This is a genomic window from Microbulbifer regidiadema (SeqCode), from assembly GCF_052466995.1.
The window spans coordinates 823,520-848,251 of record NZ_CP174297.1 but is presented as its reverse complement, the minus strand read 5'-3'; the positions used below and the strand labels follow the sequence as shown (position 1 = coordinate 848,251).

The window sequence follows — 24,732 nt, the reverse complement described above, 5'->3', positions numbered from 1 at the left end:
TCGCGACCTATCCAACGATATAATTCCCTGCCCTTCCAGCTGAAAGCATCCCTCTTTATAAGGGCGGCATAAAAGGAGCTTCATCTCCTACCTTTTGTCAATTTACCCCGACACACTGAGTGCCTTAAATTACCTTTTACCAAAGACGAGTACGCCCCCCGCACCCCTCCACTCCACAGGAGCGAGTTTCATCTAACGTACTCGTTTTACCTGCAAGAGCGGCTCCATGCTGAGGGCAATAGATAGCTCCGCATCGAGTACACTGATGCCACTTATTGATGACACTTGGTGTCCACCCGTGGATATCTCCACAAGTACGGCAAGGCGCTTTAGGCACTTGATTCAGAACATCAACATGCGCCTGTAGAAGCCCGGTAACCCCGACAGTAACATCTGGCAAGTCTTCATCCCACACTACATTACAGTTATGGGCCACTGGCACATTGGGAACAGTCTGAATATATATGCGGCGATTATTCGGCGGTACATTAACACCAATAGCCCAGTGATCCGTGTTCCACCAATCTGAACTTTTCATGACCACGATATAAGGTCCATCGTCCACTGCCGACGGGGTGATACCGTTAGTACGCAGCATTACTCGGACCAAAGCACTGGCGAACGTACTCTGAGCGGGAGTGAATGGCACATTGGGCCCGCCGCGTACAGTTTGTGCAGCCCCAAGTCCATCCCTCATAATGGTTAAATCAGGATCAGAGCCCGGATAATTACCGGCAGGTGCACCATTAACACCACGAGCATAAATGCCCTGATTATTCTGCCAATCAAAGACAATCAAATCATCAACGATAGATGGAGCACTCTTCGGGTCATTGACCGCCAGCACTCCTCCACTCAAGGTCCAATTCCAGCAGGCATATTCGTAAATTGTTCCTGTATTTGTCGCAGCTATATCATACCCATCGCGTGTAGGGGTATATCCCGCTAATGTCAGGAGAACATCATCACTAAGAATAGGCATACTCAATTCCTCCAGCGTTATGATAAAAACATATTGGCAACTACCAGCAAGGGCAGCTATAACGCTTAGCCTGTAACACACCTCTTAAAAATAAGAAGCTCTACCCAGCCGACTTTTCCAAACCCTATCTGATGAACCCCCTCCTCCATTTGCACAACTTATTCACAACCCTTATACATCAATTATTCTGACCACGATCACCCTGATCACTTTCACCCTGATTATCATTTGTGTCATCCCCATTTCCTCTACCTTACCCCTAGAGCGGACCCTGAAGGCCACAATTGCTGTATTGCAGCCCTAGATGCAAGCGCAGGCTTATACGTATGTTTCTGTTTCTACTTTACGTTACACTGTGATCAAATAACGATTTCTAGCGGAAAAACTTATGAGCTTAAATCGCAAGCTTCCTCTAGCACTACAAACTGCAATCGAGAATGCATACGACACTTTTGCGCGATATTCTCAGTTGGCACATATTGAGGGATGCCCCTGTTGCGTCTCAGAGGCAGACAATAAAATTCTTACTAGCGTGCCTCTACATGAGATTTCCAGTGAAAAACTAGAAAAGTATTCCAGAAAAGCGATGACCACCTGGGGAGGAGTCGAAGACTTCAAGCACTTTCTCCCCAGAATGCTTGAACTAATTGCCACCAATGCTAAAGCTATGGATTGTGAAACTATCGCGGGCAAGCTTGTTTATGCCGATTGGCAGTTATGGCCAGAACCTGAACGCAATGCTGTCAATTTATTCTTGAACCAGTGGTGGCAATCCGAGCGTCGGAAAGATGCTCATAGTGCTATGAGCTGCCTTTCCTCTCTTTTTTGTGCCGAGCTCGATGTCTCCAGGTATCTTGACGAATGGTGGAATGATGATACCCCGCTCTCTCGACGATGCATCGTAGACTTCCTAGCAAGCTATTCATATGAGCTAACACAAGGGGGATCGTCACTCGCATTCTGGCCCAATGGTTTTGAAACTATAGGGATATGGCTTCGCAAAGAGGTAGAGATTTCATCTCTTCTTTCACTCGCCCTAAAGCAGCCTATTGGAACTGATGTATATGGACTATATGAAATTGCCTCTATGCTTCTTGGGAGGGATGCCGCAGATTCCTGGTTCCAGAAATACCAAGAGCGCCATCAAGAACAATCTTAACGTAATAGCCGGGGCTGCTGTCTAATACAAAGAAAAACTTACATAAGCTAATTAGGCAAGCAGTTCTTACACCCCATTAAGAGCGTTTGGCCCTCACAGCTCACATAACCGGTACCGCCGGCCCTTATCCCCCATTCACACACCGCCCCCATCCACTCGCCGCTACCGTATACATAGCAGGGAAGCACATCGTATTCATCATGAATTTCTCTTACAGATACAATTTGTGCCCGAGAAAAATACTGCTGCGCCTGACTCTTGGTAAGCTTGAAATCGGAACAGAATTGTATCGCTTCGCCCCCACTTGCAGTACCACTCATCTCAGTTATTCTCACATAATCACTTCTCGCCATACTGCACGAAACCAGAACAAATAAAACAACAGTAAAAGTGACCCTTTTTATCATCTTACAGCCATCAATACCTTCTATCCAAACCCCCTAAACATCGACAAACATCCACCTCAACGATACAGAAAACAGAAAACAGAAAACAGAAAACAGAAAATCGCCGAGCTTATTATGGCAAAGTCAATCACTCAACCTTGTACCTGCCATTTGAATTGATATAGAGAATCATCTCCGTATCAACCGCAAGATTATGCTCACCCTTTACTTCAGAACTAAAAAAGCTACCCGGAGACAATACAGTTTTAGCTTTATCATCCTCCCACTGATAAGTTGCTTTACCCTTAACCACCACAGCCTTCAATTCATTGCCACTTTCAATCGCCCCCTTAAAACCGGGCAACAACTTAACAAAACTACCATGAGCAAGACTTGGATTGCCCCATAGGTACGCTATTTGTGCTTTGCTGTGGCCTAACCAACTCGCATCTTTGGCATCGAGCCAAACCAGATTGCTCTCATCCACGTTGATTGGACGCTCTCCACTATCGAAAGACTTTTTGGCGGGAAGAACAAGGTAGGGACCACTATCAATCTCCAAGTAAATGAGACTTTCCTTGCCTTTTGCTGCGGTGATATGAATCTCACCGGCTGGTTGAGTCCAAAACGAGCCGACTGGCAACCACATATTTTTCGCTGTAGGATCATCATTATGTATTAACCCTTTGATCACTACACCCCGGTAAGCAATATTGTGAATATGTGGTGGTGAAGAGAATCCTTTATGAAATTTCACCAACATGCCAGCAGCCATATCTTTTGTGCGATCGCCCCATAGATCTGCCGCTCTAGGACTGGCATCTCCTCTGAGAGGGTTAAGCAACCCCCACTGAATTTTATCCGTACTTATCACTGAGTGCTCCACCGCCAGCAATGGCAGTGGCAAAATACCAACCACCAAAGCAAACGCCACCAACTTAGTGATCGAAATATATCTGACCGTTTTACTAGGCATGATAATTCATTGTAAATCCACACTCCTCAAGTGTTTGCTTTATATGCTCTTCAGAAGTCTCTGAAATCTGAACAAAAGCCACTCTTGCCCTCTTTAAGGCATTGCGCTTAGTCAAGTCCCTTTTCTGATAATTTCCCTGAAAGTGCCCGGCACCCTGATATTCAATTACCGCTAACGGTTGGAATTGTTTATTCGTTATAACAAAATCACTGCGCTTGCTATTGATCGCCCTATAACCAAATTTATTCTCACAAGTAAGTATTTCGCCTAGTGATGCTTGTGGGTTTATACAGTAATTCTTACTCAAAAACTTAACTAAAACCCAGTAAATATTTTTTTCTGAGTTATTCAACAGGTTTTGCTTGCTATACAGACATCTTTGTGATGCCTCTAAGAATTGATCATCCAGTGGCTTCGGTTTAGGCTTTTCATATGTTTGTGCCGGCTGAGGTTGCTGCACTGGTTTTTTCGGTACAGGTTTTTTCGGTTTCTTTGCACCCGCTACAACAATACCCGCTATAAAAGCAATTATCGCAGTTATCAGAATATCCATCTTTTATATTACCGAGTAGTTTTGCTGTTTTTACACTCAATCTTTAAGTTTATTCAAGCCACACCACTAAAAGTGAGGCCGATAAAACACATAAAACATACAAATTATACCACTCAAAAGCCACTATCTATAATGCCCGATTACAATCAGGCGCTCAGCCGCTACTCTTACCCTAGGGAACCTCTGGCATGCAGAGCAGTTCACAATCAAGGCGCGACTTCACAGGAACGTCTAGACCTTTCAAGAAGTCGCAACACGGAATGTAATTCGCTCTGCAAGCCCCGAAGGGCGGGCCTTGAGGTCACAGCTGCTGTGTTGCAGTTCTTGCAAAAGCTATGGCCATTCACGGCGAGCTGCACCTAACTCTACAGCCTTCAAAACCCATAGAGGCATTACGGAGTTATTCAGAGGCTCCCTAGCTATTGATAGAACCAAAGCGCAGCCATTAAGTTTAGTAGCATCATGATAAAGTCAGTAACAAAGATAAAACGCATTACGCCCTTCACCCGCCACGGCCCTTCACCACTGCGATTCTTCAAGGCCACAGGGAGATTATAGATAAACTGTGTTCCGTGAGTAACGGCAAAAGCTAATAGCAGTGTAGCTCGCTGTAAATTTGTAGCAAAAACCGAGGGACTGATCAGTATTAAAACATTAAGGAAGGCCAGTGAGAGATTAAAACCGCCCAGAAATTTTCCCGATTCTGCCAAAATCGCAAACACCGGGGTATCTCTCTGCTCTCTCGGCACCAGCAATTTAGCAAAAATATGATTTCGCAAAGAGAAGACATTAAACCCCATCAGAAACCAAATTGTGTTTAACACCAAAACTATTTCAAAAATCATCGATATCTCCTAGCGTTATTATTCGCCGGCCACAAAGGCTGACATATTATTTAGTCGATGCTGCAACTGCCCCAGGGCACCGAGTTATCACGTGTTAGCCAATACCGGCCATAGGTCCACAATCTCCCCCTTGCTATAAACAGCGATATCACCAAATTGCAGGAACACCGACTCGCTCTGTGTGGGCCTGAGGAAGACCCAGTCATCTTCATTCAAAGTCACCTTGCTGGAGCCGTTCAGCATTTCCTGGTTGCTGGAGCGGCCATAAATGGGGTTAATCGACAGTCCCGCTGGTGATTCAGGTTCCGCTTTCCAGTAACCACCGGAGATAAAGAAGCTTTGTTCACGATTTGGGTTTAACCAACTAAAGGGAGCGGTGAGCCCTTCGATGCCCGGTATCTGTGTTTGCGATAGCTTCTTCAGTACCGGGCTCGCGATGTAGGCAGCTGGTCTATGATCGGATAAGGTGGGGATATCAAAGCCTGCTGGCTTAACCAGGCAGGAGCCCGCTGCAATTTCACTACAGGGTGCACTCCCAGCGTGGGGCTTATACAGCTGGTAGGTAGGACTTCCCGCTGCGTTCATCGTCACGACTTTAGGGTATGCCTCTCCCAACTGAGCTTTGGCTTGTTCCACCCTGCTCCGATAAATATCCAGCCCCCGGGTGATCGCCTTTTCAGGTCCGCCGAGAATACCCGGCATCTTTGCGGCGTGGGCGTCGTAGCCCATAAAGCCGGCAAACTCTAGCTGGGGCTGCCGCTGGATAAGATTGAGTATTGCCGCAAGGTCTTCCGCATTCGCAACCCCACCCCGGTGCAGGCCCACATCTATCTCAATATTGATACGCAGAGTTTGTGTCAGAGACTGCGCCAAGCTGGCATATTGGGTGAGGCGGCGGGGGCTGTCGACCAACCACTGCAACTGCTGCGAGGGGTCGAAGTGCCCCATCCGTGGAGCGGCATAGAAAGCTTTAGCCGCAGCAATAGGCAGGGGTTTGCCCAGTAAAATATCGCTAGCGGGATAAGAATTGACCAGTTGCTGGAGAAATGGTAACTGGAACACCATGATGCGGTTAGTGTTTGTACGCTTAGATATAACGTCCAGTAAATTGAGTGAGGGCAATGATTTAGCCACTACCCGGTAGTCGTAGTGGCCGCTGAGATGGCCAGTTAAGATATCGGCGTTTTTTTGCAGATTTTCCCGGTCGATGACTAGGGTCGGACCGGAAAAGCCAGCACTATCCAGGGCTTTTGCAACACTGGCAAAGTAATCACTGTGCCCGCCCTGCCCCTGCGCTTTGGGACGCAGTGCAGTGACACCGGCCACTGCTCCCAGCGCTAGCCCGCCCAGTATTAACTTGCGGCGCTTGATATCCATTGTGCCTTCCTCTCTGAGGGTCCACCGTGGAGCAATACCAACCTGCTCAAGTAAAAAGCGTTTTTAGATAGGGGTTTAAAAACTTCCCATTGGGGTCCAACTCCCGGCGAACAGCCAGGAACTCCTGCCATTGTGGGTATAGTTCAGCAAAGTCTTGCCCTTGCAGCCTGTTTAATTTACCCCAATGCGGGCGACCACCATGCTTTCTCATAATGGGTTCAATGGCCTGAAACAGCGGCTGGTGGTCTTCTTCAAAGTAGCGGTGTATAGCGATGGATACTGAGTCCTGCTGGAAGAAAGGGCTCAGCCAGATATTGTCCCCCTTGACGAAGCGCACTTCGATGGGGAAGAACACATCCAGATTATTGTCCTCTATCGTGCGGCGTATTTCCGCAAAAGCTTTTAAGCCGGCCTCACGGGGCAAGTGGTATTCCATTTCATTGAAGCGCACATTTCGCTCACTGGCGTAGTTCCGCCAGGAAGATTCAACCACGACTTCCCGCTCGATATCTTCCATCGCGCTTTGCAGGGCAAATTGGCGGAGCTTTGGCGACCAGCCCAGCCAATCCCGCACAGATTTCAGGGTCATCACCGCTTCATTGGTATCTTCCCGCGCTGTAGAGAAGATTGCCTCAGTGGTTGGCTGGTGGGAATCCGCCATGCACATCCCGGAAAATGGAATGTAGTAGAACTCAAAATTGCGGTTGGCCTCTGCCAGGGCCGGCGCCTGATCCAGTACCTCTTCGAGAGGCGCCACCCAGGACTCACGGCGCAGGCGATAGCTGGGCTGATTCTGCATGCGCACTTTAGTCACCAGTCCCAGACTGCCAAGGGATACCTGCGCTGCGGCAAACACTTCAGGGTTTTGCTCACTATCACACCAGAGTGTATCGCCACTTGCGGTCACCAACTCCATGCCCGTTGCATAGCTGGACATACACCCCAATCCGGCACCCGTACCGTGGGTCGCGGTTGCCAGACAGCCACCTAAAGTCTGCTCATCGATATCCGGTTGGTTTATCAGCGCCTGGCCGATATCCTCAAGCGGCTGGCCGATATCTGCGACCCGGGTGCCGGCGTAGATTGTTGCCTGTACCTTATCGGTATCGTAGTCGGCGACGCCGGCAATACGTCCCAGAGAGATTATCGTGTCATCAGTGGGGACCAGCGCGGTAAAGGAATGGCCTGCACCTACGGCTCTGACAGAGCCTTGCGCTTCTGCAATCGCCGCCTGCAAGGCGGGAATATCCTTGGGGGCCAAACGGTGGTCAGGTGAGCACTCCTGCGAACCAGACCAATTGCGCCAGCGCAGCCCCTTCTTCTTGGCTGGCGGTGCTGCCGTCTGCAACAACGTGCGGGCCACTGATGAGATAGGCGCAGCGGCCAGCGATGCGGAGCCTGCTGCGATGGCATTAATAAACTGGCGGCGATTGCATCCCATAGCCCCTACTCCGCAGTAGCCATAAAGACGATTAACTGCTCGAACTGCTCGGGAGAGCATTCAAAGCAAAGGCCCAGGGGCGGCATTCCCTGGAAACCATTGATCGCATTCTCCACCAGCACCTCCACCCCCTTATTCATACGGGGTTTCCAACTGGCCAAATCCCCGGTGAGAGGCGCGGTGGTGGCACCAGTACTGTGGCAACTGCGGCAACTGCGAGTATATATTTCAGCGATTTCCGGGTCAGCGGGTGATAGGGTAAGCGCCCTTTCGATCAACAGTGCCCGCTTCTTTTCCATCTCCTGCGGAGACTCGGAGCACCCTTGAATGACATTTAATACCAAAAACAGAGACAAGAGCTTAATGCTCCGGCGCAAGGCAAGCAGTTCCATATGCGTACACCTACTACATTATTGTTGTTTATATCTTTTTGGCTTTTGCCAATATTCAGCTTGTGTACATATCGCTGGCACTATTGTTAATCATGCTGGCCTCTAAAACAACTATCGGAACTGTTTTGCCTGAATAAAATTTTTAGCGCAATTTATTTGCGTACCATTTCCACAGCGGCAGCCCAACAATTTCCCGCTGCAACCACCAGCCTTTACTTCAGCGGGAATAGAGTCGATATAAAAACGGGTTTGGCTTTTTCAGCTTTAATGTAAACCGGTTACACCTTGCAAGCTGCAACCCAAGCTATAAAACGCCACGTGCTTTCGCTAAAAACTTTAAAATATATTAAAAGAATCAGGGCTATATCCCTGCCAGGGAGCCGCCAAATAAAGACAATCGCTGACACCTGAAAACAATTTACCCTACAGCGGGCTTTAAACATTGAGAATCAATAAGAACAGGCATACCCTAGCACTTTTCGATCAGGTAGGTCGTTAATGGTTGAGAGAGTATTAGTATCCCCCGGTGGGCCGGAGTTGTCAGAGTTAATTCAAGGCTATTGGCGTGTGAGCGAGTGGGATTTAACCCCTCAGCAGCGCCTGACACTGCTAAAACAACATTTAGAAAGGGGGATTAGCACTGTTGATCATGCGGATATCTACGGCGACTACAGCTGCGAACAGCTGTTCGGTGAGGCATTAAAGCTGGATAAATCTATCCGCAACCGCATTGAAGTTGTCACCAAATGCAATATCAAATTACTTTCTGAAAAGTATCCAAACAGAAGCGTCAAGCACTATGATTCCAGTGCGCAGCATATTCGGCATTCTGTCGATAACTCTCTAGCCCGTCTGGGTATTGAGCATATAGAGGTCTTGCTTCTCCACCGGCCTGATGCCTTAATGGATGCGGATGAAGTCGCCAGTGTATTCCTAGAACTACAAAAAGCCGGCAAGGTAAAACACCTTGGCGTCTCCAATTTTACTCCCCGGCAATTTGAACTTCTACAATCCCGCTTAAGCTCCTCACTGGTGACAAATCAGGTAGAAATCAATCCTATAAATTTTAATGTGGCCGAAGACGGGACCCTGGACCAATTGCAACAATATAGAATCCGCCCTATGGCTTGGTCTTGCTTGGCTGGCGGAAAAATTTTCAGTGGTTCAGACGCTCAAATCCTGCGCCTGCGCACTACTTTGGAAATGGTCAAAGAGGAAATTGGCGCAAACAGTATTGATCAAGTTATCTATGCATGGGTAAGGCGTTTTCCCTCCAAGCCACTGGCAATTGTGGGCTCGGGAAATATTAAACGGATTGAATCGGCCATTGAAAGCCTGAAGTTTAATTTGAACAACGAACAGTGGTATAAAATTTGGACGGCCTCTAGAGGCCGTGAGGTGCCATAGGCTCAGCTGAACCCTATCAGCGCAGCTGTTTGTAGCGGGGTTTCAGCTGGCGTAATACCATCAAACCCCGCACCGCTCACCTATTGAATCAGTCCCTAATTCTGCTGTTCCATTTGGCTCAACCAACGCATCAAACGCCCCTGGGACAGATTTCTATTTTTTTCATCCCCCGCATTGATAAAGGATGCCATTTCAGTGACCAAATTTTTCTGATCCCATTCATAGAGGAAACTCGCAAATACATGAAATGCAGCATCGGCACAATTCGATATAATCTTTAAGTCTCCACCTTTGGCCTTACCTTCCAGAGAACTTTCGCTCGCCATCCACTTTCCAGGGGCAAATGCATAGCGAAAAGAGACTCCGCTATTAGCGAGATGACTACCGAAACCCTGGGTCCCGCGAAGCTCTTCGCGCAGGAACCTTCTGAAACGGGTGTATTCAGCCTGATCGATTTGTAGGCCATAATATTGCGTAGTAGGATCGGCATTCATTCCTGTATCATCACGCCAGCAGCCAGTGATAGGTGCCATTTGATAGTGGCGCCCAAAGGCGGAACCTTTAAACGCATCCCAGGAACTATTGGGGTCCCAGCCGACGATGGTATCGACAACACCATTCTTGCCGGCCATTAGTGCAGTGTGCCCATTCCAGGTTCTGCCCATTGAGCTCTCCACGCCACCGTTACTCTGCCACTGCGAGTAAAACCGGGAAAAAAATGAACCATAGGATCGCAAACTGGATACAAAACAAATGCCCGCAAAGTGCCCCTGGCACGCCCTGGGGTTAAAACCTTTTCCGCTCATCGCCACATCCTCTATAACAACTACGAGTAAACTACGTCAGTGTTTATGTTTATTTTTGACAATTTAAGAACCTCCCCAATTCGCCTCAGCCCCTGCATCATTATTTTTTTCACAGGCTCAGGGATAAATGGGTAGACTCTCTGTACAACTCGAAAATATTTGATATCAAATTGAAACTATCGTGTCAACGAGAAAGGCGACTTAAGTCGAATAGGCTTAGGCAAAAGCCCCAAAGAAGTACTGACGAGTAACGCAGAGGTTCACATCAATCTAGCGAGAGTTATTCAGCTGTTAATAACAGCCATGGCCTCCGGGCTAAGGCCACCCCTAAAAAGACAATAATTGCAAATTTTACCGGTTTTTTTCCTAAAAAGCTTAAGATAGCCACCATTCAAGACAATTAGGCAGACCACAACCAAGTTACTGGCAATCACAGTAAAGATATAAAAATAGGAGCTGTGCCTGGAGCTACTCATTTATAAAGCTCACCACAGCAAGAATATTGCCTAACAAAGCCCCCAAAAGTTACTTGTTTGCGATATCAATCGCTGGACTCGCCAGAGCGCGATTCAATACGGCAGCCAAGCGAACCCCACCCTGCCGCAAACGCATTTCAACCGATTCCTGGCAGCGCAGAAAATATTCTTCCCCCAATTGGGTTTCTGTGGTGTAAGCCAGAGTGTGAGCCAGCTTATGAGATTCCTGAGCCCAAACTACAGCCGATGTGGATTGCCAGAGCTGCCTTTCAGCCACGCTGATTTTTTCAGCTTGTTTCCGGGCATAGTCTTGCCAATCTAAAACCAGCCGGGAGACCAGATGAATATCCCAAAGTGCGTGCAGGTTCGTTTCAACCCCATAAAACTGCACCTGTACATCGTTGCCACCCCTATCCGAAAAAAGTCCAGTATGTAGCGGCTGGTGAAGATCACCAACAAAGTGGGCAATAAACATCAGTGCTTCTGCACGCTCCATTTTACTACGAGTGCGATCCGCCAATACTTCCCGATAAGTTTGAATCGCCTTTAATATACACCCGGCCTCTGGACAATCCCGGGGTTCAATATAGGTGCGCCAATCGCGGGATAGATTTATATAGTGTAACGGTGCCGCCCAACTATAAGTTTCATCTGCTCTTATCCGATCAGCCCAAGTTGTAGATTCCGCGAGATGCCGCTCGCCAGCCTCTTCGAGTAACAGCTCAATTTCGTCCGCCGCTTCAGGGCTCAGATAATGCCAGGCAATCTCCCCCACTACCCGGTGGCCATCGTCACCCCAAGCGTGCGCTTGTGCCATAGCTGTGAATCCTAATAGTGCAACGGCTATACGGGTAAGGATCAATCGTACACTCATCAGGTCAGTCCCTCAGGATAAATTTTCCGCCTACTTTAACGCCACTATGTGACAAGTTCGCGGTTGTAATAATTCATTTACACACGCACGACATAATCGCCTCCGCTCTTATCCAGCACCCCCATAAAAATAAAAAACCACATTAATGGGAACCGGGGAGCCCCTGAATAGCCCTGTGATGCCTTCGGCTTGCAGAGCAACCCTCAATCGGGGCGCGGCTTCCTTGGAACCTAATTTGCAAGAACAGAACTCGATAAGAGCAGAACTCGGCAATGATTTGGGCCATGTGAGTTGACAATTTTTTTGACCAGGAAAAAGCTATGAAACCTTCTCTGTTCCCGCGCGCATTACTGTCTGCGGCGATTATTTCTGTTGCCAGTATGGTACCGATATCCCAGGCTCAGGAAACGGCAGCTGGCATTCGCGGTTCTATTTCGGGCAGCAATGGCCAGGCCATTGACAGTGCGACTGTAACAGTGGTTCACACCCCCTCCAATAGCCGTCGCACCGTAGACGTTAGCAATGCTGGCCAATTTAATCTGAGTGGCCTGCGAGTGGGTGGCCCCTACACTATTACAATAGAGTCCGACGAAGGTCAGCGTGTAATTGAGGATATCTACCTCTCCGTGGGTGATACTCTCCCCTTAAACCTAACCCTCGGCGCCAGCAATCTGGAAGAAGTGACCGTTCTCGGGCAGGCACTCAGCACATCCCGACTGGCGCTAGGTCCATCTTCCCACTTTAACAGCGACGACCTCAGCAGCGCGCCCTCCGTAAACCGGGATATCAAAGACGTACTGCGTCTCGACCCGCGCGTGTATGTCGATGAAGCCAATGTTGATGCTATCCAGTGTGCCGGTGCCAACCCGCGCTTCAACAGCCTCACAGTTGACGGCGTGCGTATGAATGACAACTTCGGCCTCAACAGTAATGGCTACCCCACTGAGAGAATGCCATTCTCATACGATGCCATCGATCACGTCGCCGTAGAGCTGGCCCCCTTCGATGTTCAGTATGGGGGTTTCAGTGCCTGCAATATCAATGCCGTTACCAAGTCCGGCACCAATGAGTGGCACGGTTCATTTTTCTACGATTATACCGATGATGGTTTCCGTGGCGATTCCCTGGAGGGCGATGATATCGATGTAGCCAGCTTTGAAGAGAAGCGTTACAACGCCACTTTGGGCGGAGCTATTATTGAAGACAAGCTGTTCTTCTTTGCCGCCTATGAAAAACTGGAGGGTGTTGCCACTTTCGATCGAGGCCCCGCAGGGAGCAGCTCTGCCACCCAGGTCCAGGGGGTTTCCCAGGAGCAACTCGCGGAGATCATCCGCATCTCCAACGAGGTCTATGACTACAATCCGGGCGGTCTACCCAGCAGCCTGCCAGAAGAAGACGAAAAGTTGCTGGTAAAACTCGATTGGAATATCTCCGACAATCACCGCGCCGCCTTCACTTACAACTATAACGATGGTTTCTCTATCGCCGAGGCCGATGGCGATCCCGATGAACTGGAACTCTCCAATCACTACTACGAGCGCGGTGCCGAGTTAAACGCTTACGTCGCACAGCTTTTCTCCGACTGGAGTGACATATTCTCTACAGAGATAAAAATTGGCTACTCCGAGCTGGACAACCGCCAGAATTCTCTGGGTGGAACCGATTTTGGTGAAGTGCAAATCACCACATATCACGATCACGACGGCGATGGCAGCGATTCCCGTGCAACCGTCTACCTGGGCGCAGACGACTCCCGCCACGCCAATAAACTGAGCTACGACAACCTGACGCTAAAGCTCGCCGGTAAATTATTGCTGGGTGAACACAATATCACTGCGGGCTATGAACACGAGAATTTTGAAGTCTACAACCTGTTTATTCAGGAAGCTGCCGGCGAATACCGCTTTGATAGCATTGAGGATTTTGAAGCGGGCATTAGCAACCGAATCACTTACGAAAATGCGGCGGGCAGCAACAATATTTTGGATGCTGCCACGGAATTCAGCTACAGCATCGACACGCTCTACGCCCAGGACGAATATACCTTCGCCAACCTGGACCTGACTGTGGTTGCCGGACTGCGCTACGACCGCTACAACAGTGATGACAAGCCGGTAGCCAATGCAGACTTTTTGTCTACCTACGGTTTCTCTAACCAGCACAATATGGACGGCCTGGACCTCTTGCAGCCGCGCCTGGGACTCAGCTGGAATCTTAGCGATAACCTGGAGCTACACGGTGGTATTGGCCTCTACTCCGGTGGCAATCCCAATGTGTGGATATCCAACAACTACTCCAATAATGGCGTCTTACAAATCGAAGCCCAGGATAGAAGCGGTACCTCTCTCTTCGATATGAGTTGGACCGATAGCGGCAATCCCATCTATGCAGTCCCCCAGGACCTCTACGATAGGGTTGCCAATAGTGATGGCTCTGTGGGTGGGGTCAATCTGATGGACCCAGACTTTGAGCTGCCATCTATCTGGAAGTATGCCCTCGGTGGCAGCTATGAGTTTGAATCCGGCTACTTGGCCTCCATAGACTATCTATACAGCGACTATCGGGATGCGGCAATTATTCAGGATATCGCCCTTGAGCAAATGGGCACCACTGCCGATGGCCGTTCAATTTACGGCAGTAGCAATGGTCGCAGTGAAGACTTTATGTTGACCAATGTAAATGGCGATTCCGGTTACTCCAGTGTGCTCTCTCTCGGCCTCAGTAAATCTTTTGATTTTGGCCTGAGTGTTGCCGTTGGTTACGCCTTTACTGAAGCTGAAGATGTCAATCCCATGACCAGCTCAGTGGCCTACTCCAATTACACCACCATCGCTACCGCTGATGCACAGGACCCGGGCACTGCGCCATCAAACTATGTGGTTCCCCACCGCTTCACATTGAAATTAGATTACGCCCAGGAATTCTTTGCCGGTTACGAGACCCGCTTCACGCTGTTTGGCGCAGCCAACGAGGGTGTCCCCTACAGCTACACATTTGCCAACCAGATCTTCGGCGATGCCGGTTGGGGGCGCGGCCTACTCTATGTCCCCACAGGCAGCGACGATACCAAGGTTGTCTTTGCCGATGATTTTGACACCGATGCCTTCTTTGCCTGGGTCAACTCTGAGGACCTGGACAGTGGCACTATGGAGCGCAATTCCCTCAACAGTGATTGGTGGGCCAAGTTCGATTTGCGTATTGACCAGCAGCTGCCCGGCTGGCGGACAGAAGACCGGGTTAATGCCTATTTTGTGATCGAAAACCTGGGCAACCTGCTCAATGACGAGTGGGGGGTTATGTACGAAGGTGGATTCCCTCGCTACCAGTCTGCGGTAACCGCCAGTATCGATGACCAGGGGCGCTATGTGTTCGAGGAGTTCCTCGATCCGGCGGGACAAACCCGGGTTGCCGATGCCTCCCTGTGGAGTGCCCGCATGGGGATTCGCTACGAGTTCTAAAATTCCCCTGATCAAGAAACAAAAAAGCCGCAATTTCTTGCGGCTTTTTTCGGCTCAATTTTTAAGTGCTTCCCAACCAGCGCGCGAGTGTTTCTCGCAACAGGTCTTTACTCAGCGGCTTTGTCAGATAGTCATCCATGCCCGCCGCCAGACAGCGTCCCTCAAACTGCTCTTCTGTGGTACTCGTTACAGCAACAATGGGCAGGCGATCATCCGGTCGGTGCTCGGCCTCCCAGCGGCGCAGCATCTCGATAATCTGTGCGCTGTGATCCGTATTTTGCTGGCAGTCCACCAGTACCAGATCGTAGTGACCTTCAGACAAGCGAACCTGCGCATCATCTGCATCCACTGCAATATCCACCTGATAGCCAAGCGCCTGAAGCATCTCCTCAGTCACCCACTGGTGGGGCCTCGACTCCTCCACTAACAGCAGTGAGTAGTGACGCGGCTGATCCGCGCTACCGGTAATCACCCTGCGGCAGCTTCTTTTCACGCAGCCAAACAGCAAACCCACCAGTGAGTCATGCAGCTCTTTATGCGTTACCGGGCGGCCCAAATATTGGGCCGATGGCAGAAGCTGCTGTAAGCGGTCGAACTCACTTTTTTGTCCAAAACCACCGAGACAGACCAGGCGACTCTCTTTATCGCTCACTCCTTGGAACGCTTCAAAGAAAGAGGTCATGGAGTCGAAAAGCGTTGAGTCCCCCATGGCCGGCGCCATCATTACCAGCTGCTTGCGCTCTATCGCTTGGCCCAGCAACTGCTGGACTTCGCTCTCACAGCCCTCGCACCAGCGGATCGATTTAACTTCCATCCCAAAAGAGCGCAGTACCTGTACCAACCCGGAAATAAACAGACCTTTTTGGTGGATCAGCAGAACTTCTGAATCCTGTAGTCTGCGGTCCGGGGTGAGGTAGGTTCTCTGATTTGGCTCGGTAGAACACTTGATCACTACCTGGTAGCGATTGCCATCCGGTGTGGAGTGCAGCTGTAAATAGCCGCCCATCGCTTCGGCCAAGCCCTTGGCAATCGACAGGCCCAGGCCTGTAGTGACCTGGTTGGTGTCCATACGGGAGAAAGCGCCGAACAGCTCGCTTTCATCCGGCAATATTTCACCGCAACCATCATCCATCAGGGTAATGGACAGTTGCCCCTCTACCGTCGTGATCGGGTTGTATGACACCTCACCCCAGAGTTCGCCGCGCTGGGCAATACCGGTAGCGGAGTCCACCAGATTGCGGATTAACTGGGCCGTCTTGCGGTTATCTCCCGTTACCATCACCGGGAGGTTGTCATCAATCTGGAAGTTGAACTCCAGCTCCTGGCCGTGCGCCGCTCGCGCTGCGAACTTAAAGGATTTTTCCACCGTTTTAACCAGGTTGAAGGGCCCCTGGCGCAAACGGATATCCTTGCGTGCCACACGGGTAAACAGGCCGACATTATCAACCAGCTTGAGCTGTTGGCTGCTGGCAACCTTGGCCAGTTCCACCCACTCGCGCTGGCGATCACTCAGGGGCTCCGCTTCCAGCAGTGCCAGGGCACCGAGGGAGTCGGACAGTTGGCTGCGGAACTCCTGGCCGATATTGGCAATAAAATCATTGGTCAACTCGACAGCCGCTTCCGAATGTTTGCGCGCGGCTGCCAGACTGCTAGCCCGCTGTTGCAACTCCTGCATCGCCGACAGGCGCTCCCAATAATTTTCCGACTCGCGGCGCCCCTGGTGTGCCGTCAACCAGATAAAGGCGAGGGTTAAGGTCCCGTAGATGGTCCCCAAAATCACGCCGGAAAACAGTGCCATTAGCGCTGCGGGCAGTAGCGAGGTGGCGGTGAACCAGGTCAGAAAGCGGTGGTAGGGAGAGAATACGGTGGTAACACTGGAGCAAAAGATAACGGAGTAGATCCACAGGAAGTGGGTCTCAGGCGCAAACCCCATTAAGTAGACAAAATAAAATAAAGTGCCCCCCCACCAGACTGAACCGATAATCGAGAACAGAAAGTAGCGGTTGCGCCAGCGGTTCGGCCCGGAGCTATACAAGTGGTCGAAGCGAAAAACGTAGTAACCCCGAATCAGGGTCAACACCACCAAACCGATGCCCATTGTCAATAATAGGCGCGGGGCTTCGAGGCGCATGTCCCCGATGGAGGCGGCGATCAAAAACGCAAAAAGGGAGAGCATCATGCCGCGCCGGGTATACTTGGCGATGCGCATATCCGTTGTGCGGCAAATACGTCTGTCTTTTTGTACCTTAAGCTCAGGGCGATCAAATATGGACATTGTGACCTTCCCTGGGAGACTGGGTATCCGGTGCCATTGAAGCCCCCTAGCCTATCCCTAGTACTTCAACCATAACGGTCTTTATAAGAAACCCCAGTAGCCCGAGACCCAGGGCAAGGAACAAGATAAAGGTTCCAAATCGTCCGGCCTCGGAGTCCTTTGCCAGATTCCAAACAATAAACACCATAAATAGAATTAGTGCACCGATTCCCAACCACAGGGAATATTCTTCAAACTGCTGAAATGTCATGCGTGCATTCGCTCAAAAAACTGGCGCGCATTGTACAGTGCTTGTGGACAGCTGGTAAGTCATTGGCAGAATCTAGTCGGCCACCGTACTATTTGGTGTGACTATAGATTCAGGCTCCCTGATAGTAATCGCCATCTTCTGCGGCGTGAGTACCGCAGCGGAGCCTGCGGACCTCTTTCTCCCGGTAGCGGCTATCATGCCAGCACCTGGGTAGCTGTTCACCCGATAAAAAGCATAAGTCCGTTTTATCGAAGACCTCGGGGTCCTGTATCTCCTCTCCCCAAAGGTATCGACCGACCACGGTAAGCTCATAAGGATTGGAAAGTGTGACGATATCAGCCACTTCGACCAAATGCTTGGTGGATATATCTTTGAAAAGCATAGTGGCACCTTTTTCCTCGCTGCTAATCCAGTATAGGGCTAAAGATGACACTTACGCCTAAAACCTTCCCTTTTCTCCGGGGCGGTACACAGGGGGCGGTGAGTATATTCGGATTGATGGGACTGCGGTGATGGAGCGGTGATGGAATGGCGGGCTGACCCAAAATCTGTATTCGGGCCAGCCAGGGAGAGAACTTACTAGCCCTCAATCGTCAAACGGGCGGAGACCATGCCCTCTTCAGCCAGGGCATCCAGGTTGATCGTGCGCACCGCCAATTTATCTCCCATTAAGCGGTTCAGCCAGGGCTGTAAGTCTTGATAGCGGACTTCCTCAATCCACAGGCGAATGCGATTGTCACCTTCGGGCTCAAAACGCTTAATCACAATCTGATTTTGTTTGGCAACACTGGTGACGCGTTGCAACAAAGTACCTGAGGCAGCACTAGAACCGCCACTGGCGGGTTTAATTCGCTCCAGAGTTGGACGCTGGCTCTCCATCCAGTTCACCAGCTCACGGTTTTCTTCCGCGCGCAGGCGGGCCTCATCAAAAAAGCCTTTTGCCGGGGCGTACAAACCATAAATAATAAAAATCACCGCCCCGAAGATGCCCAGCAAGCCCAGGGCTCTCTGATCACTGGGCGGAAGTGCCTGCCACTTTTGGCGCCATTGCTCGATCTGTTCTTTCATTATGTTGCTACCACCAATCTCTTCTCACGCTTGGCTGCTTTATGTAAACCGCTGGCTTTAACGTAAGCGGATACGGCCTGAAACGCCCTTTTTCAATTCATTCGCACCCAATAGGTCCGCTTTAATTCCACCGCCGGACAGCTTGCTGACAAATGCATCGAGATCAGACAGGTTTTCCGCCTGAAGCTGCAATACCATCTCCCCACGCTGGCCATCAAAACGCAGGGACTGCAATTTTAGTGCGCCCCCTTTGTGAGCTATCCAAATCTTACTCAACTGCTGCATCTGGGTAGAAAAAGCACCGCCCTGACTTCCCGCACCTTTCAGAAAACCCTCAAGCTGCCGGCGCATCTGCGCAGATGGCCGCGTATTGGGGAACAGCTCAGAAAACATCGCCCGAGCCTGCTCTTCCGCCTGATTGCCCTGCCACTGGTAAAAGGCTCCAGCCCCTACGAAAAACAGTAATTGGGCAACAAAACACGCGGCGGCCACCTTGGCCGGGCGCATCCACCACACCGCCGCACTCTTGCTACCGGATAACTGGTAATTTCCGCTTAACAGATTTGTCAGGGCCCCGGACTTAAACCGCTCGATAAATACGCTCTCGGCCCGCTGCGGGTTCAGCTGTAAACCTTCGCCAAACTGGGACTCCAGTTCAGCGACAATCAGCCCATCCCGCTCATCGGCTCCCAGTAACACTACCTGCTTACTATCGGTCGATTCGTCACTTTCGGTATCTTCTTCCGTGTCATTATCACCGCTGTCCACCAGCAGTGAGCCCAATAACGGCTGTAGGAAGTCGCGGTTCACGGTCAGGCCCTGCCCCACACCTTTCCAGATATGGGCCTGGGCACCATCCAGCCACAGACGGATATCACCCTCAACCAAGTCGAGCAGTTCGTATTCCGGCACCACAGCGGCCAGGGGCCACTGGAGGCGTTCAAGCTGGGAGTGAAGCGCCTCTATTTTTTCTAGATCAATGGCGTAAACGCTACAGAGATCGCCGGAGCGGGGCCGACATACAAAGTGCAGATCCTCGACGTCCTGAGCCAGGTGCTCCTCAACCATATAGCCAATGGCACTGGCCTGGCGGCGAGCGGCCTTGGGTATGGTTTCGAGGCCGCTCCACACCCAATTACCCGGGACGATCAGCAGCGCCCTGGCGCCGTCAGGGAGATGGGGTTGCGGGTATTCCGGCTCCTCTTCGGGAGCGACAAATTCCGGATTAAATGCCCGAGCAAACTCTACATCCAGGGCCACCTGTTGCCAGTTACCCTCTTGCCACTGATGCAGGTGCAGAGTCAGGTCGGAGGTTTCGCTCAACCGCAACAACTGCAAAGACGACTGTGGCGGTGCAGCAGGGGCTTCAATCTCGTTAATGCTTTTCTTTTTAAACATACAATTTCTAACTATTCGCTCTATTCAGTGCTTTCGTAGTCGAGTAGCTCCTGCATCATTTGACCAGAAAATGCCCGGCGCTGGCGCTGGCGCACCCGAACCTGGCCATCTGTGCTATCCCGAACCAGGGCGGACTCCCAGTACTGTCGGTATTCACCGCCATCTCCGAGTTGGACCGCAATACGCGCCAGAAAGTGCTGGCTTTGGAAAGTAAAAGGTCCCGTATTGACGATGTCGTAATCCGCGTATTCACTCGAGTCACTGATATAGCCGCCGGACTCACGAAACTGTACCAGCTTGGAAACGCTCGCCGCCGGCTCGATCGCTTCGATCAGCTCCTCCGGAGCCGTATTGATATTTACCAGGGTGCCCGTCTCCGGCAGAGCGCAGAGAAAAGGCACCAGTTTCTGCCAGTCCTCAGTCTCCATATCTATCACCGATGCCAATTCAGAGATATCGGTGATCATAATATCCGGCGTTCTGTGGGCGAGCTCCCTACCCAGGTAGCCGTCGTCCTCGGTACCCGATGTTCGCGGGGTATCGCCGTCATCCACCCAATCTGCGACTGAATTTGCCAGGTCAGACTTGCCGGTAACATTACTTACCAGGCGCTGAAAGATTGTAAATTGATCGGTAGCGCTGCTATCAGACAGATTATTGACGTTAAAGCATGAATGTAAGTCTTTGATATTCATGCGAATCTTGCCGTTATCAGGGTTGAATTGCAGCACCGGGAAGGCCCAGTTCTCCAGGGCGTGATCCGCAGCTTCTTCCTCTTCCTGGTCTTCCTCAAAATCCTCTAATAGAGATACCCGCGTCCAGGCCTCCGCAGCTTCGACAAACTCGGCGAGCTGTGTATTGGCCAGCAGTGCACCGCTGCGGGAAATCGCAATTTGATCGCGCAATATAGCGTGGGATACCGCCGCAATGGCGATCACCATCACCAGCAGTACAACAATTAAAGCCACCCCTCTTTGACGCCCCGGCAACGCTGGCATATTTCTACTCTTCATTGCTTAGGTATCGTCATCGTCGTCGCCGTTATCGTCAGAAGAGCTGCCTTCCTCTACCGGTAACTGGAAGACGCGGCGAATCTCCCCGTACTGCCGGGTGACAAGCACAAGTTCTATGGCTTCAGGGAGACGGGTGTCAGCACTGGTTGTGGAAGTGGTGGAGCTGACTGGCGGCCACTGGGCAACCCAGGCATCGCTGTCCGGGTCCAGGTATTGAAAACTCAGGCTTTCGACCCCCGTAAGTAGGGGCTCAGCGATAGATTCTGAATCTGGAGAGCGGTCCAGGATCTGCCAGCGACTGCGCAACAGCAAGCCGCCGATATCCTCATCCTCTCCAGTATTGCTGACAAGGGAGTCACTCTCCAGATCCTCGGTATAACCGATCGCGTAACTCAGGCGCAATAATTCCCCCCTGGGTTCACCGGTCAGGTTTGCCGCGCCGAGGCGGGTGAATTCCAGTTCATCCTCATCACCGCGCAGTGCCGGTTCATAGCCGCTGTAAGCATTTTTGATGGCGCGGGCCGTAACTTGGCGAAAATCGTTATCGATGCGGTACATCGCCATGGAAAAGCGGCGCAGTTGCTCCGCACGCTGATCGACCATCTCTTCGGTGTCAAAAAAGAGCCCCAGCAGAGAAAAGGAGCCGACACTGATAATGGCGACCAGAACTAAAACAATAAGAACTTCAACGAGGGTAAAACCCGACTGAGTGGGAAGGCGCGTCGACATATTCATCACTCCTCCGCAGCCCAGGCATCCAGGGTGAGGGTTGGAAACTCTGCATCCAAGTGACTGACCTCAATAATGATATGGCGCAGCCGCTCATTAGTGGTGGCCTCCACACGCGCGCTGACTTCCCACTCCCGCTGCCCCAGTGATACTTGGTCTTTTTGTTCGCCCACAGGGGGCCAAGGGTTTTGTACCCGCACTTGGGAAAGCACTTGTTGAGCCACCCAGTTTGCGGCGAGGCGATCTTCCATCACCCGCTGCTGGCGCACACTGCGCTGCATTGCCTGTAGGACACTGGCGGCAATAACCCCAAAAATAACCAGAGCGATCAGCACCTCAACCAAGGTAAAACCGCGCTGAGTCCCCTTAAAATTCATCGGTCTGCCACTCTAGCTGCAATCCATTTAGGCTGGTATAGGAAATAGTCGCACCTCGAACGTCATCGCCATTCTCAACGAGGTACATGGCAACTTCCACTGGCAGCACCTCGCCACTGGAGAGAGCGACAAATTGCGGAACCAGCCGATCTTCATCGTTCTCTTCGCCAAACTCGGTGGACTCAGCGGCGGGCAACTCCGCCTCTGTAATAACCTCAAGGCGGATAATTTCCGGTAACTCATGGTTGGCAAAGCGCGCAGCGCGCCTGCCGGACATCACGGTATCCAGCGGCAGCCAACTCATGGTTTCCTGTTCAAAATGCACCACGCTATAGGCGCCCTGCTTAAAAACAACGCCGTAGTGCATCTTGTCGATCAGGGCTCGGTCCGCCACCAACTGCATCAGGGCCGACAGGCGCTGGGCCTCTTTTTGCCACATGCGCCCAGCGGAATTCCCCATCGACAGCGTCGCCATCCCCGCCAGCGAGGCGATGATGACGATCACTACCAAGAGCTCAATCAGTGTAAAACCACGGCTTCGACCGATGCTGTACATTGAATACAAGGTTCAGGTGTTACAGGTCAGTAACGTAGATATCAGCGGCTTCGCCTTCACCACCTGCTTTGCCGTCGGCACCTAAGCTGAACAGGTCGTAGTCACCGGCACTGCCCGGGCTGATGTATTGATACTCGTAGCCCCAGGGATCTTTCGGCGCTTTCTTCAGGTAGGGTTCGGTCCAGTTTTTAGCTTCGGGGAAGCCGGAGGGACGGGAGACCAGCGCCATCAGACCCTGATCGGAGCTGGGAAAAACAAAGTTATCCATGCGGTAGAGATCCAGTGCGGTCTCAATGGCTTTCAGGTCAACCCTGGCCGCTTTCATCCGCGCTTCACCAGTCCTACCCATTACACTGGGCACAACCAGCGCACCGAGAACCCCAAGAATTACGATTACCACCATAATTTCAATCAGGGTAAAGCCGCCACTTTTACGCAGGGTTTTCATTTTTCTCTCCTAATTCACTCTAACTCTGGGAACCCCAAGGGTCGCGATACCCTTCGTGACCCCAATTATTTAAAAGTCACCAAAACACTAAATTACACGATTCCCCAGCCTAAAGCAGTAATATGCCCAGCAAAATTACAGCCCCCAGCCCAACGAGAATCTTTAACACCTCAAGCAGTGTAAAGCCGGCACTGTTGTATAAAGGTTTCATATCGACCACCTAAAACAGCGACACAATCGCTCTTCGACTGACACCTCTTTGAGCGTTAAACAACCAATTCGTTCATGCTGAGAATCGGCATCATAATAGCCATTACGATGAAGAGTACGATAGCCGCCATAATCAGTAGCATCAGGGGCTCAAAGATACTGACAAAGGCCGTGACCGCACCCTGTAGATCCTGCTCTTGCGAATCCGCCGCGCGCTGTAGCATTTCATCGAGCGTGCCCGAGGACTCGCCACTGGCGATCATATAGAGCATCATCGGCGGGAAATAACCCACATCTTCCAGTGCTTTGCGCAGACTGCCGCCCTCGCGCACGCTTTTTTGCGCGGCATCGAGGCGATCTTTAAGGAAAGTATTGGTCATCACCCCGCCGGCGATACCCATGGCCTGAACCAGTGGCACACTACTGCCGGTGAGAATCGCCAGGGTACCCACATAGCGGGCACTCTGGGTACCGCGCATCATCCAGCCAATAAGTGGCAGCTCCAGCAAACGGTGGTGGAAACGATATCGAATTGCCGGGCGCCGCAGCATCATTACAATGCCAAAAATAAGCGCTCCGATTGCCGGTGGCACCAGCCAGCCCCAGGCAGCGATAAAGTCACTCATGGATACCAGAATTCGGGTGGCCAGCGGCAGGACCTGCCCGGTGCCGGTGAATACCTCGATCACATCGGGCACCACGTACACCATCAAACCGGTTACCACCAGCACACAGATAAATACCAAAACGACAGGGTAGATCAGTGCGAGCTGGACCTTCTGTCGAAACTGTTGCTGCCCTTCGGTGTAGTCACCGAGGCGGTCCAGAACCGCATCCAGGTGGCCGGAGTGCTCCCCCGCTTCCACCGTGGCGCGGTAGAGTTTGGGGAATGCCCGGGGGAAGCTGCCCAGGGCCAGCGCAAAGCTGTGCCCTTCCAGAATCTTGCCCCGTACCGCCAATACCACCCGTTTGATTTTTTGGTTGCGAGTTTGGTTGGCAATGGCCCCCAGAGTTTCCTCCAGGGGAATACCCGCTCGCAGCAAGGTGGACATCTGCCGGGTTAACAGGGCCAGGTTTTTAACACTGAGCCCCGGGCTTCCTGACAGAAAACTGGCCCCGCCCTTCTCTTCTTTTTCAGTGGCCGCACTGACTTCCAGCGGTACCATGCCCTTGGCGCGCAGTTGCTGCCTGGCAGAGCGAGCGCTATCCGCCTCGAGCGTACCGCGACTCTTGCGCCCGGATGCCGCCAGCGCTGTATACTCAAAAGCTGCCACAA

The 24,732-nt window shown here is 51.3% G+C and carries 23 protein-coding genes; 3 read left to right on the top strand and 20 right to left on the bottom strand.

Annotated features, from left to right (window positions below):
- Positions 1-136 precede the first annotated feature (136 nt).
- Positions 137-982, bottom strand: coding sequence for a hypothetical protein (locus ACJJIK_RS03575; RefSeq protein WP_444931131.1), 846 nt, complete (start codon positions 980-982; stop codon positions 137-139).
- 388 nt (positions 983-1,370) lie between these two features.
- Here ACJJIK_RS03575 and ACJJIK_RS03570 point away from each other — a divergent pair, with 388 nt between their 5' ends.
- Positions 1,371-2,141 (top strand): hypothetical protein, encoded by a 771-nt coding sequence (locus tag ACJJIK_RS03570; protein WP_444944226.1) that lies wholly within the window; start codon positions 1,371-1,373, stop codon positions 2,139-2,141.
- A gap of 534 nt (positions 2,142-2,675) precedes the next feature.
- Here ACJJIK_RS03570 and ACJJIK_RS03565 read toward each other — a convergent pair.
- The 6 genes from ACJJIK_RS03565 to ACJJIK_RS03540 form a co-directional block, all read right to left on the bottom strand.
- Complete coding sequence (locus ACJJIK_RS03565; RefSeq protein ID WP_444931133.1) at positions 2,676-3,503, bottom strand: DUF4437 domain-containing protein; 828 nt, start codon at positions 3,501-3,503, stop codon at positions 2,676-2,678.
- Entirely contained in the window at positions 3,496-4,056 is a 561-nt protein-coding gene (locus ACJJIK_RS03560) for a DUF2726 domain-containing protein (RefSeq protein ID WP_444944225.1), read from the bottom strand. The genes ACJJIK_RS03565 and ACJJIK_RS03560 overlap by 8 nt, the downstream gene beginning before the upstream one ends.
- A 419-nt stretch (positions 4,057-4,475) precedes the next feature.
- The gene (locus tag ACJJIK_RS03555; RefSeq protein WP_444944224.1) at positions 4,476-4,901 is read right to left on the bottom strand and encodes a hypothetical protein; all 426 of its coding nucleotides are present in this window, start codon (positions 4,899-4,901) and stop codon (positions 4,476-4,478) included.
- An 87-nt stretch (positions 4,902-4,988) separates the two neighbouring features.
- Positions 4,989-6,278 (bottom strand): DSD1 family PLP-dependent enzyme, encoded by a 1,290-nt coding sequence (locus ACJJIK_RS03550; RefSeq protein WP_444944223.1) that lies wholly within the window; start codon positions 6,276-6,278, stop codon positions 4,989-4,991.
- Positions 6,279-6,324: 46 nt separating this feature from the next.
- On the bottom strand, positions 6,325-7,719 hold the full coding sequence (locus ACJJIK_RS03545) for a D-arabinono-1,4-lactone oxidase (RefSeq protein WP_444944222.1): 1,395 nt from the start codon (positions 7,717-7,719) through the stop codon (positions 6,325-6,327).
- 5 nt (positions 7,720-7,724) lie between these two features.
- Positions 7,725-8,111: a c-type cytochrome gene (locus ACJJIK_RS03540; protein ID WP_444931138.1), complete on the bottom strand. Its 387-nt coding sequence runs from the start codon at positions 8,109-8,111 to the stop codon at positions 7,725-7,727.
- A 498-nt stretch (positions 8,112-8,609) separates the two neighbouring features.
- On the opposite strand from ACJJIK_RS03540, the gene ACJJIK_RS03535 reads away from it, so the two are divergent.
- Complete coding sequence (locus ACJJIK_RS03535) at positions 8,610-9,518, top strand: aldo/keto reductase (RefSeq protein ID WP_444944221.1); 909 nt, start codon at positions 8,610-8,612, stop codon at positions 9,516-9,518.
- A gap of 95 nt (positions 9,519-9,613) precedes the next feature.
- Here the strand turns inward: ACJJIK_RS03535 and ACJJIK_RS03530 are convergent, their stop codons facing one another.
- Positions 9,614-10,324, bottom strand: a complete 711-nt coding sequence (locus ACJJIK_RS03530; protein ID WP_444944220.1) for a hypothetical protein — start codon at positions 10,322-10,324, stop codon at positions 9,614-9,616.
- A gap of 525 nt (positions 10,325-10,849) precedes the next feature.
- A complete protein-coding gene (locus tag ACJJIK_RS03525) occupies positions 10,850-11,617 on the bottom strand; it encodes a S1/P1 nuclease (protein WP_444944219.1) in 768 nt (255 codons plus the stop codon).
- A 377-nt stretch (positions 11,618-11,994) separates the two neighbouring features.
- On the opposite strand from ACJJIK_RS03525, the gene ACJJIK_RS03520 reads away from it, so the two are divergent.
- Positions 11,995-15,132 (top strand): TonB-dependent receptor, encoded by a 3,138-nt coding sequence (locus ACJJIK_RS03520; protein ID WP_444944218.1) that lies wholly within the window; start codon positions 11,995-11,997, stop codon positions 15,130-15,132.
- 61 nt (positions 15,133-15,193) lie between these two features.
- On the opposite strand, the gene ACJJIK_RS03515 is transcribed toward ACJJIK_RS03520, so the two are convergent.
- From ACJJIK_RS03515 to gspF, 11 genes are all read right to left on the bottom strand, one after another.
- Positions 15,194-17,407 (bottom strand): hybrid sensor histidine kinase/response regulator, encoded by a 2,214-nt coding sequence (locus ACJJIK_RS03515; protein WP_444931143.1) that lies wholly within the window; start codon positions 17,405-17,407, stop codon positions 15,194-15,196.
- A 46-nt stretch (positions 17,408-17,453) separates the two neighbouring features.
- Entirely contained in the window at positions 17,454-17,657 is a 204-nt protein-coding gene (locus ACJJIK_RS03510) for a DUF2788 domain-containing protein (protein ID WP_444931144.1), read from the bottom strand.
- 109 nt (positions 17,658-17,766) lie between these two features.
- Complete coding sequence (locus ACJJIK_RS03505) at positions 17,767-18,039, bottom strand: acetyltransferase (protein ID WP_444931145.1); 273 nt, start codon at positions 18,037-18,039, stop codon at positions 17,767-17,769.
- Between the two features lie 197 nt (positions 18,040-18,236).
- On the bottom strand, positions 18,237-18,725 hold the full coding sequence (gspM, locus tag ACJJIK_RS03500; protein WP_444944217.1) for a type II secretion system protein GspM: 489 nt from the start codon (positions 18,723-18,725) through the stop codon (positions 18,237-18,239).
- Positions 18,726-18,782: 57 nt separating this feature from the next.
- Positions 18,783-20,123, bottom strand: coding sequence for a type II secretion system protein GspL (gene gspL / locus ACJJIK_RS03495; RefSeq protein WP_444931147.1), 1,341 nt, complete (start codon positions 20,121-20,123; stop codon positions 18,783-18,785).
- A gap of 20 nt (positions 20,124-20,143) precedes the next feature.
- On the bottom strand, positions 20,144-21,121 hold the full coding sequence (gspK, locus tag ACJJIK_RS03490) for a type II secretion system minor pseudopilin GspK (RefSeq protein WP_444944216.1): 978 nt from the start codon (positions 21,119-21,121) through the stop codon (positions 20,144-20,146).
- Between the two features lie 18 nt (positions 21,122-21,139).
- Entirely contained in the window at positions 21,140-21,865 is a 726-nt protein-coding gene (gene gspJ, locus ACJJIK_RS03485) for a type II secretion system minor pseudopilin GspJ (protein ID WP_444944215.1), read from the bottom strand.
- Between the two features lie 5 nt (positions 21,866-21,870).
- Entirely contained in the window at positions 21,871-22,242 is a 372-nt protein-coding gene (gene gspI / locus ACJJIK_RS03480; RefSeq protein ID WP_444931150.1) for a type II secretion system minor pseudopilin GspI, read from the bottom strand.
- Positions 22,232-22,798, bottom strand: coding sequence for a type II secretion system minor pseudopilin GspH (gene gspH, locus ACJJIK_RS03475; protein WP_444944214.1), 567 nt, complete (start codon positions 22,796-22,798; stop codon positions 22,232-22,234). The genes gspI and gspH overlap by 11 nt, the downstream gene beginning before the upstream one ends.
- Before the next feature lie 19 nt (positions 22,799-22,817).
- Positions 22,818-23,246: a type II secretion system major pseudopilin GspG gene (gene gspG / locus ACJJIK_RS03470; RefSeq protein WP_444944213.1), complete on the bottom strand. Its 429-nt coding sequence runs from the start codon at positions 23,244-23,246 to the stop codon at positions 22,818-22,820.
- Positions 23,247-23,512: 266 nt separating this feature from the next.
- Positions 23,513-24,730, bottom strand: a complete 1,218-nt coding sequence (gene gspF / locus ACJJIK_RS03465) for a type II secretion system inner membrane protein GspF (protein ID WP_444944212.1) — start codon at positions 24,728-24,730, stop codon at positions 23,513-23,515.
- Between the last annotated feature and the right edge of the window lie 2 nt (positions 24,731-24,732).

Excerpts from the sequence above, each read along its gene's own strand:
- ACJJIK_RS03575 (WP_444931131.1), bottom strand. The coding sequence starts at position 982 with ATGCCTATTCTTAGTGATGATGTTCTCCTGACATTAGCGGGATATACC.
- ACJJIK_RS03570 (WP_444944226.1), top strand. The coding sequence starts at position 1,371 with ATGAGCTTAAATCGCAAGCTTCCTCTAGCACTACAAACTGCAATCGAG.
- ACJJIK_RS03565 (WP_444931133.1), bottom strand. The coding sequence starts at position 3,503 with ATGCCTAGTAAAACGGTCAGATATATTTCGATCACTAAGTTGGTGGCG.
- ACJJIK_RS03560 (WP_444944225.1), bottom strand. The coding sequence starts at position 4,056 with ATGGATATTCTGATAACTGCGATAATTGCTTTTATAGCGGGTATTGTT.
- ACJJIK_RS03555 (WP_444944224.1), bottom strand. The coding sequence starts at position 4,901 with ATGATTTTTGAAATAGTTTTGGTGTTAAACACAATTTGGTTTCTGATG.
- ACJJIK_RS03550 (WP_444944223.1), bottom strand. The coding sequence starts at position 6,278 with ATGGATATCAAGCGCCGCAAGTTAATACTGGGCGGGCTAGCGCTGGGA.
- ACJJIK_RS03545 (WP_444944222.1), bottom strand. The coding sequence starts at position 7,719 with ATGGGATGCAATCGCCGCCAGTTTATTAATGCCATCGCAGCAGGCTCC.
- ACJJIK_RS03540 (WP_444931138.1), bottom strand. The coding sequence starts at position 8,111 with ATGGAACTGCTTGCCTTGCGCCGGAGCATTAAGCTCTTGTCTCTGTTT.
- ACJJIK_RS03535 (WP_444944221.1), top strand. The coding sequence starts at position 8,610 with ATGGTTGAGAGAGTATTAGTATCCCCCGGTGGGCCGGAGTTGTCAGAG.
- ACJJIK_RS03530 (WP_444944220.1), bottom strand. The coding sequence starts at position 10,324 with ATGAGCGGAAAAGGTTTTAACCCCAGGGCGTGCCAGGGGCACTTTGCG.
- ACJJIK_RS03525 (WP_444944219.1), bottom strand. The coding sequence starts at position 11,617 with ATGGCACAAGCGCACGCTTGGGGTGACGATGGCCACCGGGTAGTGGGG.
- ACJJIK_RS03520 (WP_444944218.1), top strand. The coding sequence starts at position 11,995 with ATGAAACCTTCTCTGTTCCCGCGCGCATTACTGTCTGCGGCGATTATT.
- ACJJIK_RS03515 (WP_444931143.1), bottom strand. The coding sequence starts at position 17,407 with ATGTCCATATTTGATCGCCCTGAGCTTAAGGTACAAAAAGACAGACGT.
- ACJJIK_RS03510 (WP_444931144.1), bottom strand. The coding sequence starts at position 17,657 with ATGACATTTCAGCAGTTTGAAGAATATTCCCTGTGGTTGGGAATCGGT.
- ACJJIK_RS03505 (WP_444931145.1), bottom strand. The coding sequence starts at position 18,039 with ATGCTTTTCAAAGATATATCCACCAAGCATTTGGTCGAAGTGGCTGAT.
- gspM (WP_444944217.1), bottom strand. The coding sequence starts at position 18,725 with ATGAAAGAACAGATCGAGCAATGGCGCCAAAAGTGGCAGGCACTTCCG.
- gspL (WP_444931147.1), bottom strand. The coding sequence starts at position 20,123 with ATGTTTAAAAAGAAAAGCATTAACGAGATTGAAGCCCCTGCTGCACCG.
- gspK (WP_444944216.1), bottom strand. The coding sequence starts at position 21,121 with ATGCCAGCGTTGCCGGGGCGTCAAAGAGGGGTGGCTTTAATTGTTGTA.
- gspJ (WP_444944215.1), bottom strand. The coding sequence starts at position 21,865 with ATGTCGACGCGCCTTCCCACTCAGTCGGGTTTTACCCTCGTTGAAGTT.
- gspI (WP_444931150.1), bottom strand. The coding sequence starts at position 22,242 with ATGAATTTTAAGGGGACTCAGCGCGGTTTTACCTTGGTTGAGGTGCTG.
- gspH (WP_444944214.1), bottom strand. The coding sequence starts at position 22,798 with ATGTACAGCATCGGTCGAAGCCGTGGTTTTACACTGATTGAGCTCTTG.
- gspG (WP_444944213.1), bottom strand. The coding sequence starts at position 23,246 with ATGAAAACCCTGCGTAAAAGTGGCGGCTTTACCCTGATTGAAATTATG.